A 14845-nucleotide genomic window follows, 5' to 3' on the forward strand; every position below is an offset into this window, starting at 1 on the left:
GGCGGTGGTGGCACGAGGGAGGGACGGACGCTCGCGTGTCGAGGGCAAGGGCGTAAAGCCGCGGCTCCGGCGCCCGGCAGGTGAGGAAGGCCGCCGGGCGCCCGACGTCGTTCACCGCGCGCGTCACTTCCCGACGCTCAGCCCCTGGCTCTTCATGGCCGCGACGGTGCTGTCCTGTACGGAGGTCACGGTCTTCGGGATGGTGCCCTGCCCGGCTCCGGCCTTCTTGAGCCCGTCCTTCATGTCGGACTGAACCTGGCTCATCGTCGGGCCCCACACCCAGCCCGTGCTCGTGTTCGCGGCCGCTGTCCTGAACACGTCGTAGATGTTCTGTCCGCCGAAGTACGCCGACGGCTGGTCCACGGCAGGCAGCTGCTGTCCGCTCGTCGCGGCCGGGTAGATACCCGTGTTCTTGATCAGACTGGTGACGCTGTCGTTGTCGGTGCTCATCCAGGTCGCGAACTCCGTGGCTTCCTTCGGGTGCTCGCAGCCCTTGAGCACCACGGTCGCCGAGCCTCCGCGGTTACCGGCCGCCTCCTGCCCGGCGGACCACTGGGGCATGGGCGCCACGGCCCACTTGCCGGACAGCTCGGGCAGGTTCTTGGAGATGAGCGGAGCCGCCCACACGGCGCTGACGAGCGACAGCAGCTGCCCGTCCTGCACCTTCTTGAACCAGGCCGTGTCCAGCATCGGGTCACTGGTGACCAGCTTCTTGTCCAGCAGGCCCTGCCAGTACTGCGCGACCTTGCTCGTCTGAGGGTTGTCGATGGTCACCTGCCACCGGTCGTTCGCAGTACCGAACCACTTGCCCCCGGCCTGCCAGGTCAGTGCCCCCAGGTCATAGGCGTCCTGCGGCGTGGTCGTCAGGTAGGCCGAGGGGTTGGCGCTGTGTACCTTCTGCGCGGCCGCGGCGAAATCGTCCCAGGTCTTCGGCGGCGAGATCTTGTACTTCTTGAACAGGTCGGTGCGGTAGTACATCGCCATGGGCCCGGTGTCGACGGGGATGCCGAACACCCTGTCGCCGACGCTGGACATCTGCCAGGTCCACGGCACGAACTTGTCCTTGGCGGAGTCGGCGTACTGGGAGATGTCCTCCAGCGCGCCGGTGGCGATGAAGTTCGAGAGGGTGTCGTAGCCCACCTGACCGAGACAGGGTGCGTTGCTGGCCTTCACCGCGTTCTGCATCTTGGCGTAGCCGCCGATGCTGCCCGCCGGGATCTGGCTGTACTTGACCTTGATGTCGGGGTGGGACTTGTTCCACAGCGCCACGGACTTGTCGAGGCCGACCGCCGCCCCCCAGAACTCCACCGTCACCGGCTTGCCGCCGGAGCTCGAACCGCCCGAGTCGCCGGACCCGCTGCAGGCGCTGAGCGTGACGAGCGAGGCAACGGTCAACATGACCCCGGCCCCCTTCACCCACCGTGAAGCCATGGGAACTCCTTCCGTCGGCCGTCCGCCTTGCGGAGCTTGCCGGTTGATCTGCGAGCGGCGTGTCGCGCACGGAGTCGTTGGTGAGCTTCCCGTCATCGGGGACTCATCCCTACGAACACTGCCGAACGGCTTGCGATTGGGGTTTCACTTGAGGTGTGCGCCAGCCCTTGTTGGCCCGTCTGGCCTACGTGATGCGCTGGCCCCGCGAAGCAGGGTCCGAGGCTCGGAGTGCTTGCGTTCGAACCGAGCGGCCCACTCTGAAGTGCGAAGCGAGTCTCAGTTGCGTCGACTATGGGGCCGGGTGCGCCGCCTGTCAACGCTTCCTCGTCGACTTTTGGTAAAGAGCTTGGCTCGTCACTGAACCTCTTTCATCCTGAATAGTCGCAGGTCAGTAGTACGTGGATGGCTTGGACGGTGCGGCTGATGCGGCGGGTGGAGGAGCGTGCTCTGCGCATGATGTGCCAGGACTTGAGCCGGGCGAAGGCGCGTTCGCCGGGGGCTCGGAGTCGGGCGTGGTCGCGGTTGAACTGCTGGTAGTGCTCGGGCTGTTCGCTGTGGTGGTAGTACGGGGTGCGGAATGTGGCGCCGGCACCCTGGTAGGCGCGGTCCGCCAGCACGAGGATCTGCCGGGTCAGACAGGCCTGGACGATGCCGTGGGCGCGGGCCGCGGTCAGGTCATGTGTGCGGCCTGGTGTCGCGCGGGAGAACCACAGTGGTGTGCCGTCAGAGCGGGAGATGACCTGCACGTTCATGCCGTGCTTCTTGTGTTTCTGCGAGTAGTACGGCTGATCGGCGCGGACGCGGTCGGTGGGGATCAGCGTGCCGTCAACGATGATGTGGTCGCCCTCACCGAGGCCGGTGAGGGCTTCATGGAGGCCTGGGGCCCAGGAGGCCAGCACCTCCAGGGCCTCGTCCACGTAGCGCCAGGCGGTGGCCTGCGATATCGCGAACCCGGCGCCGAGCTGGGCGAACGTCTCGTTCTTGCGCAGGTGGACAAGCGTGAGCAGTGCCTGGTCGAAGCAGCCGAGCTTCCGCCAGCGGGTGTTACGCGCGCGGCGGTGCTCGTACAGCAGCCAGGCAACGTGCTCAACGAGCTCATGCGGGACGTCGAGAGTGGCAGGATACGGAACCAACAGGGCCCCTTCGGTCGCCGGTGTGCTGAGTGGAATCACCACGCCAACGACGAGGGGCCCTGCCTCGTCACCACACCCACTGACCAGCCCTTTTCACCCGTCAGTACAGGATGAAAGAGGTTCACTGAAAGAGTTGCTGGGCAGCACGGAGTTCGGGACCTCTGTGACGCACTCGAGATCTCCGAGAGTCAATGTATGGGCGTTGTCGGTCAGGCCGATATGTGATCGAAATCGAGGAGGGCAGTGCTAAAGCGCTTTGATGACGTGCGTAAAGCGGCGCAGACCCTCTTCGAGTGCCGCTTCGTCCGTGGCGAAGGACAGGCGTACGTGTCCCTCGCCCGACGGGCCGAATTCGGACCCGGCGCGTACGAGCACGCCTCCGTCGGCGAACCGTTGCACAAGTTCGACGGAGGACAGGGCGCTGTCGATACGGGGGAATGCGTAGAACGCCCCGAGAGGCCGGACGACGCTCACCGCGTCGAGACCGTCGAGGTGCCGCATGACCAGATCTCGGCGGTGCTGGAAGGGCGCCGAGAGTGCGTGCAGATCCTTGTCGGGAATGCGTAGCGCCTCGATGGCCGCGTCCTGGACGAAGGTGTTCAGAGGCCCGTTGATCGTCCGGTGGACGAGGTTGATCTTTTCGGCGACAGCGGGGGCGGCGCAGATGAAACCGATGCGCCAGCCGGTCATCGAGTACGACTTGGAGAACGTGCCGGAGAGCACCACGCGGTCCTGCACGGAGATCAGTTCGGATGCCGAGGTGAACGCGATGCCGTCGAAGATGATGTCGCTGTATGCCTCGTCCGACAGGAGGTAGAGGTCGGGGTGAGCGCGCAGAATGGCACCGACTCCTTCAATATCGGCTTTGGAGAACACCATTCCGGTGGGATTCACGGGATTGCACAGGATGAGCATGCGGGCACCGGGTGCCGCCGCCGCGAGTTTGCGCAGGTCGATCGAGCCGTCAGGGCGCGTGGAGATCCACTCGACCTCGGCCCCTGCCATGGCTGCGTGGTCCGCGTACAGGGAGTAGGTCGGTTCGGGGAGCAGCACTCGATCGCCCGGGTTCAGCAGAGAGAGGACGGTGGCTGCCAGGCCGGCGCTGCCTCCGTGAGTGACAACGACATTCGCCGGTTCGACCCCCGGGCCCTGGAAACGCGCCAGGTGGGAGGCGATTTCCTGACGGAGATCCGGAGACCCCGTGATCTGCGAGTAACGAGTGCGACCGGCGCGCAACGCCCGGACGGCGGCCTCCACCACTGGCAGCGGCGTGTTGCTGTCCGGCTCACCCATGGCCAGGGATATGGCGCCCGGCACCGAACCGCCCAGCGTTTTGGGCCGCCTCGACGCTGCTCTGATGCGTTCCGGGAGGGAAGTGGCCGTTCGGGAGGGGAGGGCGCTCATCCGATCTCCAGGGAGTCACGATGGATGTAAAGTGCGAGAACATTCTCACATCGTGATGAGCGGTTCAAGGGTGGGGACGCGGCTGGATCGGCCGGAGGTAGGTGGTTGCACATGCCCGAGCGGGTCCGCGGTGGGCGCGCTGCCTGCGCGCTGTGGTCCGGTGGGCAGGCCTGAAGCCCACCGCAGACGCCGTGGGAGGTTGGTTCCTGGTACTGAGGGGCGGCCCCCGCCGGGAGCCGCCCCTCACCGGCTGCCGATCGTGCGCCTCAGGCGCCTGCCCAGCCTTGGAGAGCCCCGTAGTAGGCCGCCGTCAGACGGCTGATCGCTTCCTCCTCCGGGAGGCCGGTGCTGATCAGGTCCAGGATCTCGCGTGGATCGAACATGGCGTTGTACAGGAACAACGCGTGATCGAAATGATCATCCGGCACGTCCAGGTGCCGCATCACACTGCGAATGGGGCGCTCCCAGGCGTCCCGGACCGGGGTGATCACCTCGTCGTTGCCGCGCAGGCGGGTGAGGAACCCCGTGCGCGACCGGATCTGGACCATGGCGGGGCCGTAGCTGCGGACCAGACGAGCCCATTCCCGCACCACGTCCTCGAACAGGGCCGGGCCGGTCTTGGGGCAGTCGTGGCTGTAGTTGCGCAGCTGGACGATCACGCCGAGCAGGTAGGCCTTGAGGAGCTCCTCGACCGACGGGAAGTACCGGTAGGCCGTGGCCAGCGACAGGTTGGCTCGCTCCGCGACGACCGCCATGGTCATCGCGCCGGGCTCGGTCCTGAGCGCTTCCCCCACGGCCTCCAGGAGCTTGCGCCGGTTGCGGACCGCGTCGCGGCGCATACCGCGCCCAGCACCCTGTTCCTCGTTCTTGACCGTCAGGGGGAGCCTCCCGGGATGCCTCATCGCAGAGAGGTGTCTCACCTCTGGGCAAGACGATAGTGACGTCCGTCCGAGTCGCTCAAGCGGCGGAGCCTCGCCCGGTGCCGGGATGTGCATGAATGGCTCTGCTGATCTTCCTCGGTGTCCCCCGGGCCTCTGGCCCGGAGGGCTGGGCGAGCGGATCTCAACGCGGGAGGATCGTCACCTCGGCCCGGTTGAAGCGGGAGCTGTCACCCCTGGTGTGGAACGGCATGTCGTCAGGGCTGGGGCCCGTACTCGACGTGTCGGCGTGCGGCGAGTACTGCTGGTGCGGGTTGCCGGTGCCCAGTACGAGGGGAAGCGTCAAGCGCCCCTGGGCGTCGGTGGTGGCCGACCGCGCTGAAGCGCCCTCGTGGTCGCGGACGGTGACGCGATACCGCGTGCCCGGGCGAGCCAGTGAGGGCGTCCGTACGGTGGCCGAGCCGTTCCCGACCACCGTGAAGCGGCGCTGGCGCGCAACGTTCAGTGCGCTGAACTCGGTGACTTCCCGCCGCATCCGTACGGTCCAGTCGTAGGCGCTGTACTGCGGCCTAATCGACGAGAAGGTGAACGACCGGGGAGTGGCGCGGTGCCGCGAGTGGCGGGCGAAGTAGGCCTTCAGGTGCGGTATCCAGGCGCGGAGGTCGGCCTGCCAGTAGGGCCATGTGTGGCTGCCGGGTCCGTAGTCGTGCCACCGGTGCCGGATGCCGAGATCCAGCAGGCGCTCGTGGAAGGACACGTTCTCCTGCTGGATTCTTTGTTCCGTAGGGTCCACGGCCTCGCCGTCGTGCCGGGGCCGGCCGTTGCCCGTGTACAGGGACACGTCCGTGTGGGCCAGATTGGCCGCCAGGTCCCAGGGGTTGTCCCCGCGCCAGCGGACTTCCTGCGTCGCCCACGGGCCCCAGAGGGAAGGGTGGAGCTGCTCGATGATGGTGCGCATCTGGACGTTCTGGTGGTCGACGTCTCCGGAGAACGAGCCGACGGCACCGAAGAGGTCGGGGTGCCGAGCGGCGTACGAGACGGCCCCGAACCCGCCCATCGACAGTCCGGCGGCAGCCCGGGCCCCGCGCTCGGGGATCGTGCGGTAGTGCTCGTCCACCCAGGGGAGGAGCCTGTTGATGTGGAAGGTCTCCCACATCGGCCGGCCGCGGTGGCCGTTGTTCCACCAGTCGGCATACCACTCCGTGGAGCCGGCGTCCGGCATCACCACGATCGTGGGCAGGCCGGCCGTGATCTCCTCTGCGGCACCGTCCTGTGTCCAGCTCGAAGCGCTCTGCCCGCCACCGTGGTAGAGGTACAGGACGGGGTAACGGCGCCCCTTCTGCGCGTCGTAGCCGCGGGGGAGAAGTACGCGCACCTCGGTCGTGCCGTCGAGAGCGGACGAGGTGAAGGTCAGCTCGCTGAGCCGCGGCGAGAGTCGCTTCTTGTTCACCAGCGCGATGCCGGTATCGGTGCGGGTTGCCGCGGCTGCCCCGGCTGTCCGGGCTGCCTCGGCTGTCTGGGCGGGAGGGTGACTGCATCCGAAGACCATCACCGCGCCCAGAGCGAGTGTCGCGGGGATCCTCACGCGCCTGCCGTTCAAGATGGTCCGTCTCCTTGTAGTCATGCTTCGCTTCTCTGTCCGTGCCGGGCTCGCGGCGCCCGGGGACACGGGACGGCGGCTGTCTCCGGGGTCGGCGTGCCGCCGTCCCGGTGTTCGGCGATGATCGGGGGCGCGGCGTCCGTGGATGTCGTAGCCGCGCGCTGGGACGTCTCCGTGACCCGCCGCCGTCGATGCCGCCGCGGCATCTGGCGTCGTGCGCTCAAGCCGCTTCGAGACGGGTCGGCCGACCAGGCGCGAGCACGCTCATGGCTCGCCTGGTCGCCGACAAGGAGCCGGATCCCGGTCTCGCCGGTGCGCGGGCACACAGGTCGGCCGCGCCCGGAGGAGCCTCGGCGGCCTTCAGCGGGAGCGTCGCCGGGGTCTTCGATACGTGTCGGCAGGGTGCTCGTCGACGAAGGCATGCCCGATCCGATCGATGCCTTGGTCGCCTGCGCCTTCGGATGTGCCGTACCCGGGGAAGTGTTCGCCGGCCTCCGCCACGCCGGGTGCGGTCGGGGTCGCGCGCCGACGAGGCGGGCGGAGAGCCGGGCGGCCGGCTCGGGGCCTTCGCCGCAGACCGGTACCGGACGAAGTCACATCGTGGACCGTGCTCGGGGCGGGCGCGGCGGCGTCGGCCAACGGCGCGGATGCAGCGGATGTCTCGGCCGGGGTGCGAGCCTCGGATGGCCGAGAGCGAGGCATGTGAGGTCTCCTTGACTGCGCGTGCGCGATCGGCGAACCGATCACCTCAATCTCGAAATTAGATTCGTATTTCGAGATTGAGGTGGACGCTAGCACACGGTTTCAGTCGCATGGAAGTTCTCAGGCCTCGTCGTCGACCACCCCTGCGAGGAAGGCCTCGATGCCTGTCGACACGTCCACCGCGCCCGGGTTGTACAGCCACTGCATCTGAAGTCCGTCGATGGATGCGATGAGCAGGTTCGCGAGGACCTCCGGCCTGGTGTCGACCTTCAGGCGTCCGCGACCGCGCAACTCGGCGAAGATGCGGGTCAGGTGCAGGCGCAGGCTGTCGTAGCGGGCCCGGTACAGCTCGTGAGCGGGATGCCCGTCGGCTGTGGCCTCGCTCGAGATGATGCTGTGCAGCTGGATCAGTCCGGGTCGGGCCTTGTTGGCGTGTACGACCCGCAGTTGAGTCTGCAGAACATCCAGGTCATCGGCTTCCCGGACGATCGCGGCCGTCTCCCGCTCGTGTGCGGCGAGTACTTCGACCAGCAGTTCCGCCTTGCTGCCGAAGTGGTGCAGCAGGCCGGTCTGGCTGATGCCGGCTCGCTCTGCGATGTCCTTCATGGTGGCGCCGTGGAAGCCTCCGGCGCCGAATGCCTCGACGCAGGCGTCGAGGATCTTCTGCCGCACCTCCGCGGTCTTCGCATAGGACCCCCGGGGGCCGCGGGCCCCGCTGCTCGCTGCCTTCGCCTGCTTTGTCACGGGTCGAGCATAGAGCGGTGCCTTGCCCCTGCCTTAATTCATCAACGTGCTTCTGTTTTAGCGTGGCGAGGCGGCGAGGTCGCCGCCCGGACGACCTCCTAGTAGGTGACCACCGCACGGAAGCGGACGGCGCCCTTGGCGACCTTGTCGACCACCGTGGCCACCTCCTCCTTCGGGAACGTCTCGACCATGGGGGTGACCTTTCCCGCGGCGGCGAGGTCGAGGGCCTCCCGGAGGTACTGCGGCCCGTTGTGGGTGGAACCGATCACCTGCATGCGAGTGCCGATGAACGGAAGGCCCCTGCCGGAGGGCGGGACGGTGAAGGGGGCGGTGGGGTCGATGCCCGACAGGACCAGTCGCCCACCGGGCCGCAGGCCCGGCAGCGCCTCCGCCGCGGCCGGATAGGACGTGCCGGTCGCCAAGATGACGTCGGCGCCGCCCGCTGCGCGCAATTCGGCGCCGTTCGCCACGACCTCGTCCGCGCCCAGCCGCCGTACCACGTCGTGTTTGTTCGGCGAGCTTGTCATCGCGATCGTCTCGAGGCCGCAGGCGTGCGCGAACTGCACCGCCAGATGGCCCACCGCGCCGATGCCGAGCACGGCGACCCGCTCGTGCGGCTGAGGCTCCCCGGCGCGCAGGGCGGACCATCCCGTGTAGCCCGCGCACAGCATGGGCGCGGCCAACTCGAAGGGGAGCCCGTCGGGCAGGAGTACGGTCTCGTCGGCGCCCACGACCATGTACTCGGCATGTCCGCCCTGCACGCTGAAACCGGTCGTGGTGGGTGCCGCGCACGCGAAGGCGGCCTGCCCGGTCACCGGCAGGCCCAGACGGCAGTAGTCGCACCGTCCGCAGGCGGCCCGGACCCAGTGGGTTCCCACCCGGTCACCGACGCGGCGCGTGGTGACCCCCGGCCCGACCGCGACGACCTCGCCCGCCGGCTCGTGTCCGGTGATCGCCGGGTCGACCGAGGGGAACCGGATCGCCCCGGTGGTGGCCAGGACGTCGTTGACGCATACGCCGGAGGCGCGCACCCGCATCAGCACCTCGCCGGGCCCCGGCTGTGGAGTGGGCACCTCGCGCAGTTCCCACCTGCCGTTGACCGCGGGTATCACGGCTGCCTTCACGAAGTTCACCTTTCTTGTGCGACGGATGAAAGGAGGGCGCGGATGTCGTCGATGACCGACGGCGCAGGAGGTACGCGCGCGTCACGACAGGATCACAGCGTGCTGACGTCGGTGCGACGGCGGTCCTCCTTCATGGGCAGGGAGGTGACGGTGGCGCGGAGCTCGCGCTGGGCGGTGCCGGGGTTCCCCCACAGCACCGTCACCTCGGTGCCCGGTGCCGCCAGGTCGCGATCGATGACGCAGAGGGAGATGGTGCGGCGCAGGTGCGTGCTGTACGTGCGGGAGGTCGAGACGCCTACCGGGCGTCCGTTGACCAGCACCTGGTCGAGGCTGGCGCCGATCTTGCGCGGCATCTCCATGGGTTCGGGCACCGGGCCGTCGCCGAACTGGGAGGCGAACAGGGCGATCACGTCCTCGTTGTTCCAGTGCAGGCCTGCCAGGTGGCGCGCCGGGCCGCCTTCGGCCGCCTCCGCGGCCAGCGCGTCGCGTCCGATGAAGTCGTGGGAGGTGAGGGCTCCGCGACGGCCCCAGCCGAGCTCACCGGGGCGGCGGAAGAACTCCGTCACGTCGGTCGGGACGAAACTGCCGTCCGGCATCCCGCGGGGAAAGAGCCTGGGCGCCCCCGGCGTGATGATCGACGAAGGCAGGTAGTCGATGCCGACGGTCGCGATGCCCGCCTCGATGTGGGCCACGAGTTGGGAGCGCATCCCCAGTTGGCGGATGCCGTGCTCGGCCCCGGCCTCGACGACCGCCGTCCAGACCGCGTTGGCGTCGTCGGCGGACCCGTGCAGTTCGTACCCCAGCTCCCCGGAGATCCCCGAGCGCAGAATCCGCACGGGGATGCCGCTGATACTGGTCATGCGGCTCCGGTTGAAGCCGATGTCGCGCAGGCTCTCGCCGGTCGCGGCCTCGAGTGCGAACAGCGACGTCGGCCCCTGGATCTCGAAGATGAACATGTCGGGGCTGATCACCTCGCTCTTGGCGTCCCAGTCGCCCTGGTCGATCTGCCAGGCGGTCCAGTCGACGCCGCCGCCGCTGTAGACGAACTCCTCCTCGGCCACCCGGTACAGCAGGCCCTCGGAGGCGATGTGGCCGCGTTCGTCCAGCTGGACGTGATGCTTGATCTGGCCGGGCTCGAAGCGTGACAGGTTGTTCATGCCGATGCGGGTGAGCGCGGTCAGGGCCTCGGTCCCGTGGACGCGGAGCTTGCCGATGGCCGACCAGTCGCCGATGTAGCACGACCGCACATGGGCCAGGCTCTCCTCGCCCCAGTTGGTGTACTCGTACGGGATGAAAACGGGCGTCCAACGGAAGAGCAGACCCTTGACGTTCGCCTCGTCCTGCGCGGCGGCCGCCGGGCTGAACACCGCCGGCCGCTCCACGTCGAAGGGACGGTCGGCCAGTTCCAGCAAAGCCTGGTAACGGGCGCGCTGCCGGTCGATCAGATGCTCCATGAAATTCCTCCGGCGGTGATGGTGGTACGGCACCTCTGACCCGGAGTTATTTCGCCGGGAAGCTGTCATTTCGCTGAGCGACATACTCACGAGAAGGATGGACGGCGCGGCCTGTGCCGCTGCGTCGGCAGGCGACGACTACTTGGCCCGGTCGGCGGCCGAGGGGTCTGGCCGTCGATACGCCGCCCTGGTCACGCGGTCAGGTCGTCACGTCGCCGACTTCCAGACCCTTCAGCTGCTCCAGGTAGGACGCCATCAATTCCATGGAGAAGCCGCCGTTCAGCCGGAGGGCGAAGTTGTAGAGCAGGAAGGGGTGGACACCGAGCTGGAACAACTCGCGGATGTCGGTCCTGGCCAACGCCTCGCGCTCCTGGTCGGTCAGGTCGCGGTCGGCGAGGGCGGCCTCCGGGACTTCCTTCAGCTGCTTCGCCAGGTCGCCGTCGGCGGCGACCTCCCACAGCACCCGGTTGGTTGCGTACCGGCTCATGGGGCCACCACCTCCGATGCGGGGGCGGACGCATGGTCACCCCAGGCCAGGAAACCGGTCGGCGGGGCGAAGGTGCTGGCTACCTTCTCGGCGTAGTCCGGGGTGACTCCGCCCACAGCGCCGAGCGCGAAGAGGAAGTCGAGGAATCCAGGGGTGCCGCTGCCGATCGCTGCCAGCGACTCGTAGGTGGTCTCCTTGATCAGCGACTCGGTGTCACCGGCGGTGATCTGCTCCCATACCCGTTTGTCCCACTCTGTCTCCGGCTCGGTCTGGAACCGAGCCATGGCCGGGTTGCCGATCGCGTTGGACAGGTGCCCGCTGGCGATGATCGCCACCCGCAGGTCGGCGGGGTGCGCCTCCACCATCTCGACGATGGCGGCGCCGAGGTCGTAGAAACGACGACCGGTGGCCACCGGCGGAGCCATCACGTTGGTGAAGATCGGAACGACCGGTAGGTCCTGCTCGGGCCTGAGGAAGCTCAACGGGACGGTGAAACCGTGGTCGAGCAGGAAGTCATCGCTGTAGGAGAAGTCGATCCCGCGCTCGAAGCCACCGCGCAGTAGGTGCCGCGCGATGTCCCCTTCCAGGGCGGTGTCGTAGGACCCGATGCCGAACAGCTCCTGTTCGTGCGGGAACGGGCCACGCGCACGGACCGCCTTGCCGATCAGGAAGGTCGGCATGTTGTCGTAGAACCACTGGTTGAAGTGGTCACCGGAAACCACCACCAGCACGTCGGGCCGCGCGGCGGCGAGCCGTGTCCGCAGTTCCGCGAAATGGGCTATTGATCGCCGCAGCGGCTCGGGAGCCGCCGATCCGCCGGCGGCAACGCCGGGGAGCAGCGGGTCATGGGGAGTGCACAGCACTTGGACGACGCTGGCCATCGCTCACCTTTCAGCATGGAACCCTCCAGGCAGACCAGCCGTACAGAGGGGATCTCCACATTCGGTGGTAACAGCGTGAGCGGTGCGACGTCGTTGTGGAATAGCGGAACCGGTATGCGCACTATCCGCGGAGCGTATGGTCCGACGACGTTCGTCATGTGGGAGGGTGCGCGAAAGTCCGTGGCAGCTGAGGCCGCCCGGTGGAGCATGCCCACCAGCAGCTCGTCACCGAAGCGGGGCCGCAGCCGGCCAGGGCATTGCTGGTGGCCGACTGGATGAGCCCGACGACCTCGCCGGCCGGTGTGACGCACCGTTCCCCGGAGCAGCGCCACCAGCACCGGAGGGGACACCAGCACCGGGGGGACACCAGATCCTTTGACGCCGGCCCGTGACGCGAGCTGCCCCGAAGGGCGGACACGGCGTGTGGCCGGGTATTCATCCGGTCCATGGCTGCGATATGAAACCGCGTATTGGACGTGGCCCAGGCCACCCACAAGATGGTGCTGCACCACGGGAGTTCAGGGCATCCGCAGCGGAGCCGCCGGGACTCCCGGTGCTCACCGACGCTCGTTGGCATTCGGCCCGGACGTCTCTCATCGCCCTGCACCGATCTCCTCAACCTGCCCTGACGCACTCGGGAGTCCTGCCTTGACCAGCATCCAGAACGCGCTCATCGTCGGCGGGGGCATCGCCGGCCTGACCGCCGCGACCGCCCTGTCCCGTACCGGGATCTCCTGCGACGTCGTCGACCTGGCCGACGGTCCGGCCGGGGCCGCCATCTCACTGCTCAACCGGGCCGTCGACGGTCTCGCCGAGATGGGAGTCCTGGATCAGTGCCTGGACGAGGGGCTGGCGGTGTCCCCGCAGGACATCTTCGCCTACTTCGATGCGGCGGGGAAACCGGTGTCCACGCCGCCCATGCCTCCCGCACCGACGTCCGCTCTGCCGCACGGCATCCTCATCTACCGGCCTGCCCTGGCGAACATCCTCCGGCGAGCCGCGGAGGGGGCCGGCGCGAGCGTGCGGAACGGCGTGGGTCTCGCCGGGCTGCGGCAGACGGAAGACTCCGTCACCGCCACCCTCACCGACGGCTCGGAGCGGTCGTACGACCTGGTCATCGGCGCGGACGGCATCCGGTCGAAGACGCGTACGCTCATTCTGGGGGACCAGGTGACCCCGACCTACTCCGGCCTCACGATGTTCCGATGGGTCGCCGACGGGGTGCCGGACGTCGGCCCGATCGGGCACTACGAGTCGGAGCACCTCTGCGTGACCCGGCGGCAGCGGGACGGCGGCCTCTACCTTGCAACCGGCCGCGAGTTCCCGGAGCGCCCGCGGATCGACGCGGCACAGGCCCGGCAGATCGTCCGGGAGAACCTCCGCTCTTTCACCGCACCGCTGATGCGCGCGCTGGAGGAACGGCTCACGGACGACACGAAGATCATCGTCAACGACTACGACTGGCTGCTCGTGTCCGAGCCCTGGTACCGGGGTCGGATCCTGCTGATCGGCGACGCCGCGCACGCCACCACTGCCCACCTCGGTGCCGGCGGGGGTATGGCGGTCGAGGACGGCGTGGTCCTCGGTCAGGAATGCGCGGCCGGCGGCCCGCTCGAGGACGTGTTCAAGCGCTTCATGACACGGCGCTTCGAGCGGGCTCGCCTGGTCGTGCAGACCAGCGTCGAACTGGACCGCATGCAGCAGCGGGGAGAGCCGATCGCCGCCCAGAACAAGGTGCGGGGGCGGGCGATGGAGGCTCTGTCCAGCCCCTACTGAGCCCCCTGCTAAGCCCCCGTGCCCGGCACATGCGGACCGACAACCACGGGAGCCGGCGAGCATGACGATGCACGACCACCGGACCGGGCGTCGCCCCTGAGGGTGGCGCCCGGCGGTGCGCTCATCGACGCGCGCCTTCGTGCTCACCGGACTTCGACCCCCGGCGAAGCACCACGCTCACGTCACCGCCCGCTCACGACAGCCGCTTCCTTGCCCGTGGCCGAGGCCGGGCGGCGCGGACCGGCGGGAGCTGAAGGCCGGGGACGATCCGGTTGCGGATGGTGCCGATGCCCTCGACGGTCATCTCCACGACGTCGCCGGGCCGCAGCGGCGGCGGATCCGGGCGGCCACGGAGGCCCCACAGCTCGGCCAGGCAACCGCCGTTCCCGCAGGTGCCCGAGCCGAGGACGTCCCCGGCGCGGACCTCGCTGCCGCGGGATGCGTAGGAGACCAGCTCCTCGAACGGCCAGCCCATGTTGGACAGCAGGTCATGCCCGATCTCGGTGCCGTTCACGGAGACCCGCATCTCGAGGGACAGGAAGCCCTCGTCGTCCCGGTACGGCTCCAGTTCGTCGGCGGTGACCAGCCACGGGCCCAGAGTGCCGGCGAAGTCCTTGCCCTTGGCCGGGCCCAGGCCGACCTTCATCTCCCGGCGCTGCAGGTCGCGCGCGGACCAGTCGTTGAGCACCGTGTAGCCGAAGACGGCATCACGGGCCTGCGCCGGACTCAGCGACGCGCCGCCCCTGCCGACGACTGCGGCGACCTCGAGCTCGAAGTCGAGCAGCTGTGAGCCGGGCGGGACGGCGACGTCGTCATGGGCACCGACAAGCGCGTAGGGGTTGGTGAAGTAGAAGGTGGGTGCCTCGTACCACTCCGGCATCACTCCGCCGTCGGTCATGCTCCGCACCACCCCCTCCACGTGCTCCTCGAACGCCACGAAGTCCCGCACGGTGGGCGGGGCGAGCGGCGGCAGCAGCCGGACGCCGTCCACCGGCACGGCCCGTGTCTCCAGCGCCGTGCCGCCGGTCTCCAGCGCGGCCGGCAGCCCCGCACGTACGAGGTCGAGCACCGTCGTCCCCTCCGGGAGGGCGTGCAGCCCCGCCTCGGAGACGACACCCGAAAACGTTCTGCCCTGGGACTCCCAGGTCGCGAACTTCATCGACCCGAACCGGCGAGGTGGAGGGGCGGCGGAGCGAGCGTGTTCGACGGACGTCGGTCGACGATGACGTCG

12 protein-coding genes are annotated in these 14845 nt (G+C 68.6%); 1 reads left to right on the forward strand and 11 read right to left on the reverse strand.

Translation table 11 applies throughout. The features are described from left to right. Positions 1-123 precede the first annotated feature (123 nt). From OHS82_RS35570 to OHS82_RS35615, 10 genes are all read right to left on the reverse strand, one after another. Positions 124-1431, reverse strand: coding sequence for an ABC transporter substrate-binding protein (locus tag OHS82_RS35570; RefSeq protein WP_328435239.1), 1308 nt, complete (start codon positions 1429-1431; stop codon positions 124-126). Between the two features lie 368 nt (positions 1432-1799). Beyond that, the gene (locus OHS82_RS35575) at positions 1800-2606 is read right to left on the reverse strand and encodes an IS5 family transposase (RefSeq protein ID WP_328435240.1); all 807 of its coding nucleotides are present in this window, start codon (positions 2604-2606) and stop codon (positions 1800-1802) included. Positions 2607-2810: 204 nt separating this feature from the next. Beyond that, positions 2811-3857, reverse strand: coding sequence for a pyridoxal phosphate-dependent aminotransferase (locus tag OHS82_RS35580; protein WP_266728784.1), 1047 nt, complete (start codon positions 3855-3857; stop codon positions 2811-2813). A gap of 377 nt (positions 3858-4234) precedes the next feature. Next, positions 4235-4807: a TetR/AcrR family transcriptional regulator gene (locus tag OHS82_RS35585; protein ID WP_266728786.1), complete on the reverse strand. Its 573-nt coding sequence runs from the start codon at positions 4805-4807 to the stop codon at positions 4235-4237. A gap of 223 nt (positions 4808-5030) precedes the next feature. After that, positions 5031-6446 (reverse strand): alpha/beta hydrolase, encoded by a 1416-nt coding sequence (locus OHS82_RS35590; RefSeq protein ID WP_328435241.1) that lies wholly within the window; start codon positions 6444-6446, stop codon positions 5031-5033. 822 nt (positions 6447-7268) lie between these two features. Further along, positions 7269-7892: a TetR/AcrR family transcriptional regulator gene (locus OHS82_RS35595; RefSeq protein ID WP_063768379.1), complete on the reverse strand. Its 624-nt coding sequence runs from the start codon at positions 7890-7892 to the stop codon at positions 7269-7271. A 98-nt stretch (positions 7893-7990) separates the two neighbouring features. Beyond that, the gene (locus OHS82_RS35600) at positions 7991-9016 is read right to left on the reverse strand and encodes an alcohol dehydrogenase catalytic domain-containing protein (protein WP_328435242.1); all 1026 of its coding nucleotides are present in this window, start codon (positions 9014-9016) and stop codon (positions 7991-7993) included. Positions 9017-9108: 92 nt separating this feature from the next. Continuing rightward, a complete protein-coding gene (locus OHS82_RS35605; RefSeq protein ID WP_075662675.1) occupies positions 9109-10470 on the reverse strand; it encodes a glycine cleavage T C-terminal barrel domain-containing protein in 1362 nt (453 codons plus the stop codon). Between the two features lie 199 nt (positions 10471-10669). Continuing rightward, positions 10670-10957, reverse strand: a complete 288-nt coding sequence (locus tag OHS82_RS35610) for a hypothetical protein (RefSeq protein WP_266728795.1) — start codon at positions 10955-10957, stop codon at positions 10670-10672. Beyond that, on the reverse strand, positions 10954-11838 hold the full coding sequence (locus OHS82_RS35615) for a hypothetical protein (protein ID WP_266728797.1): 885 nt from the start codon (positions 11836-11838) through the stop codon (positions 10954-10956). Before OHS82_RS35615 ends, OHS82_RS35610 begins: the two co-directional genes overlap by 4 nt. 648 nt (positions 11839-12486) lie before the next feature. Here OHS82_RS35615 and OHS82_RS35620 point away from each other — a divergent pair. Continuing rightward, the gene (locus OHS82_RS35620) at positions 12487-13614 is read left to right on the forward strand and encodes an FAD-dependent monooxygenase (protein WP_266728799.1); all 1128 of its coding nucleotides are present in this window, start codon (positions 12487-12489) and stop codon (positions 13612-13614) included. Positions 13615-13807: 193 nt separating this feature from the next. Here the strand turns inward: OHS82_RS35620 and OHS82_RS35625 are convergent, their stop codons facing one another. After that, entirely contained in the window at positions 13808-14773 is a 966-nt protein-coding gene (locus OHS82_RS35625) for a fumarylacetoacetate hydrolase family protein (RefSeq protein ID WP_266728801.1), read from the reverse strand. Between the last annotated feature and the right edge of the window lie 72 nt (positions 14774-14845).

Origin of the sequence: Streptomyces sp. NBC_00425, from assembly GCF_036030735.1 — a bacterium.
GTDB lineage: Bacteria > Actinomycetota > Actinomycetes > Streptomycetales > Streptomycetaceae > Streptomyces.